The organism is Mesorhizobium sp. Arg314 (genome assembly GCF_053714275.1).
This window is the reverse complement of record NZ_JBSKBP010000134.1, coordinates 1-3,001: the sequence shown is the minus strand read 5'-3', so window position 1 is coordinate 3,001 and position 3,001 is coordinate 1. Positions and strand designations below refer to the sequence as shown.

The window sequence follows — 3,001 nt, the reverse complement described above, 5'->3', positions numbered from 1 at the left end:
ACATCGTTGTCGTGCATCGCCGTCAGATCGAGTGGATTGCAAAATTTCGGCCCAATCTCGGCCTCAAATTTTATCCGACTGCCTTCAAAAAAGCGGCGTCCACAGGAACGTACCGCAATAAACTTAGCGGACCACCGTTTAGCAGCCGATCCGACGGCGCTTCGGGCGGCCTGAAGCCATTCGGTATTTACGAAACGTCGACAGGCTAACGGCCGGCGTAGCCAAAACCACGATTGTCGAGACCCGCAAGAGACTGTTGAAAGGCAGCCTTGGCTATCGGCCGCGCCAAATCAGGCCGGTTGGTGCTGGCTGTCGGATTCCTCAAACAAAAAGGTCGCCGGGTCGCGGCCGAGCGCCTTGCCGACGGCGGCGATCGTATCGACGCTGACATTGCCGGTCGCGCGCTCGAGCTTGGTGAAAGTCATCTCCGACACACCCAGAAGCTCCGCCATTTGATAGCGGAGCAGATTGCGGCGCTCACGCTCGCTGTTGGTGATGACGGCGAGGCGCGTGCGGATCGATTTTTCGGTGAGCTTGTGCGCCCAGGGTTCCACCTCGGCGCCGCCGACCAGAAGTGTCGCGATCGACACTTGGAGCGCCTGGGCCATGTGTTCGAGGGTGCGCAGCGTCACGTTGTTTCGCTTTTTTGTGGTCTGAATGTAGGTGCGGTACGCAAGCCCTTGACCGGCTGGCGTTTTGAACAGTTCCGCCATGTCTTGATGGCGATGCTTTCGCTTACGGCGCTCGGTTTCAAGGAACGCCGCGATATTGTCTCGAAGGGGGTTGTTCACTTCGCCCGCTTCATTTGGCAGCATAAACCTATGTATTCGCACGAGCCCGCCTGTTCGGTCTGCCCTTTTCCTGGGCCAAAAGCCATAGTAAAGTGTCAAAAAGCGTCTCAGAGAAAACAGAAAAAGGGCCACCACCGTGCTGAAATATCTCGTTCTGGGCGCTGCCGCTGTCGCGGGCGCCGCGTCTGTTCCCTCCCAAGCACTCGCATCCGAGTGGGAGTGTCAGGTCCTCCTTTGTCTGTCTGGTGACTGGCAGGGAACGCCCTCTTGTCATCCACCAATAGATCGGCTGATCGACGCCATGGGATTGCCGGGCTTTTCGTGGCCGACTTGCCCGCAGGCGAATTCGTCGGGCGCCCGCTACGAGCCGTACGAGGCCTGCCCGCCGGGGTGGATGCCTTATGCGCCGGCTACCGACCGGCCGGGACAGGGCCAAGCGAGCATGTGCCGAATCGCGGCCGGCAATCTCGGTCAGCTTGCCAGCTCTGGAATGCAGCATGGACAAGCCGACGGAAGTCCGACGGGGACCATCCAGCTCGGCGGCCGCACGGTGCAGATCGAAGTTACCTATGTTTCCAGCGGAGCGCATAACGATCGAACGACCACCTATTACGACATTCAACGCCCGCGCCGCGCAAAGCCTTACTACATCGATTACGACGACGCGAATGGGCTGCGGCAGCGCACCTGGTTCAACCTTAGCAGACCATAATCCCAAGTCACCCCAGCCGGCTAAATTAGGTCTACAAAAGAGGCAGTTACTCCGATGAAAAGCGTCAACAGGTTCACCATTCATGGCAATGTCGGGTCGGTAGCGCCCTTCGACAAAAGCACCAGGGTCAACATTGCCACCAATCGCAATTGGCGCGATGAACAAGGCCATCCCAAGGAAGCCACGGATTGGGTCCAGGTAACGGTCCTGGAGGAGAAGCAAGCCGCCTGGGTGGCAGAGACCGCCAAGCCCGGCGATGTCGTCTTCGTCGAAGGCCGTATCAGCAACAACTCTTTCAGGCGTAACGGTGAGACCGTCTATACGACGGACCTTATCGCCTCGACTTTCAACGTTTTTCCGAAGCCGTAATCATGTTCAATGCGGGGGCTCTTGTTATGGCGGCGGCGTCCGGAACATTGATCGGCATAGGCGGCACGCTCGCTCTTTATCCCACACAAGACCAGCTCTCCGCAGCGATTGCGTCCGAGCCGGCGCTATGTGCGAAATTGGCCGCAGCCGACCTTGAGATTCCATCTCCGGCCGAGTCTTTGGAAGCTTTCCGGCGAGCAAAGAACACTGATCAAGCGACGCTGCGGCTGGGAGAGTGCTCGAAGAACACCGTCGGACCTGGCGTGCAGTGCGCCGTGAAGTACAAGCTTCGCACTGCCTGGAAAGACGAAGCTGTTGGCGTGGTCGCGTTCTCCAGGGGACCTGATGGCTGGCAAGCGGGGCAGGTTCAATGATTGTCTGCTTGCGAAGGTCCGGTTTCGGGACAGGTCCCGCGGTGTGTCTCAACACCGTCGAAACCCTTCCTGCAGTGATCGCCCGCTGGCGGCACCGGGACTATCTGACCCGCAATCCGGCCCATCGAAGGATCTTCTTTTCGTGTCGCCGCAATTTACGTGCCCAAAGAGCCGGAGCCGGAGCGCGCCCCCACAGCGCCGTAGGGACGGCGGAGGCCGGAGATAACGGGCCGCTGGCCGTTTGCTCTACAGGAGCCGCGCTTGGCGCGGGCTCGGTTCGCGTCGCTCACTTGTGCGGGGTGCAATAGACGCCTTGGGATTCCAAAAGGACGGCGCCGCCCTTCAATTCCGTCAGCGTGCCGACCCAAGCGTCGGAATAAGTGCGACTGGCGTCTACCGCCGTCAGCCAGATGACCCGATTGTCGGCCAGCTCCACCTTGACCTCGCTTTGAAGAGGACTCGCCTGCACCGTTTGCTGATAATGGCGCTTGATGCGGACATCGCCGCTGGCAAACTCGATGTTGTTGTTGTCGTAATTGAGCAGGAATCGAGCATCCCCTTTAGCGACCTTGCAGGAGCCGTCGCGTTCACACACAATTTTTTCTGCCGTCGAGCAATCCCATCGTAGCCCGGCAGGCCACATCGGATTGCTGCCGCCCCCCTTGGACTGATCACCTGGAGCGGCGGCGCCGACGCTCGCAGCCGCCGCTGCGGCCACCAATATCTCCCTAACCATCCGCTCCGCACGCCTCGCT

6 protein-coding genes are annotated in these 3,001 nt (G+C 59.8%); 4 read left to right on the top strand and 2 right to left on the bottom strand.

The window, feature by feature from the left end:
- A partial coding sequence (locus ACWGS9_RS34445) for a hypothetical protein (RefSeq protein ID WP_454509386.1) occupies positions 1 to 209 on the top strand: 209 nt, incomplete at its 5' end.
- 81 nt (positions 210 to 290) lie between these two features.
- Here the strand turns inward: ACWGS9_RS34445 and ACWGS9_RS34440 are convergent.
- Complete coding sequence (locus tag ACWGS9_RS34440) at positions 291 to 815, bottom strand: helix-turn-helix domain-containing protein (protein ID WP_454509385.1); 525 nt, start codon at positions 813 to 815, stop codon at positions 291 to 293.
- Positions 816 to 927: 112 nt separating this feature from the next.
- Here ACWGS9_RS34440 and ACWGS9_RS34435 point away from each other — a divergent pair, with 112 nt between their 5' ends.
- From ACWGS9_RS34435 to ACWGS9_RS34425, 3 genes are read left to right on the top strand one after another with little or no spacing between them, the layout of a single operon-like run.
- The gene (locus ACWGS9_RS34435; protein ID WP_454509384.1) at positions 928 to 1,503 is read left to right on the top strand and encodes a hypothetical protein; all 576 of its coding nucleotides are present in this window, start codon (positions 928 to 930) and stop codon (positions 1,501 to 1,503) included.
- A 54-nt stretch (positions 1,504 to 1,557) separates the two neighbouring features.
- On the top strand, positions 1,558 to 1,872 hold the full coding sequence (locus ACWGS9_RS34430) for a single-stranded DNA-binding protein (protein ID WP_454509383.1): 315 nt from the start codon (positions 1,558 to 1,560) through the stop codon (positions 1,870 to 1,872).
- Positions 1,873 to 1,874: 2 nt separating this feature from the next.
- Positions 1,875 to 2,246 carry a hypothetical protein gene (locus tag ACWGS9_RS34425; protein ID WP_454509382.1) on the top strand — a complete coding sequence of 124 codons (372 nt, stop codon included), beginning with the start codon at positions 1,875 to 1,877 and terminating at the stop codon, positions 2,244 to 2,246.
- Positions 2,247 to 2,532: 286 nt separating this feature from the next.
- Here ACWGS9_RS34425 and ACWGS9_RS34420 read toward each other — a convergent pair whose 3' ends face one another.
- The gene (locus ACWGS9_RS34420; protein ID WP_454509387.1) at positions 2,533 to 2,982 is read right to left on the bottom strand and encodes a hypothetical protein; all 450 of its coding nucleotides are present in this window, start codon (positions 2,980 to 2,982) and stop codon (positions 2,533 to 2,535) included.
- Positions 2,983 to 3,001: the final 19 nt, after the last annotated feature.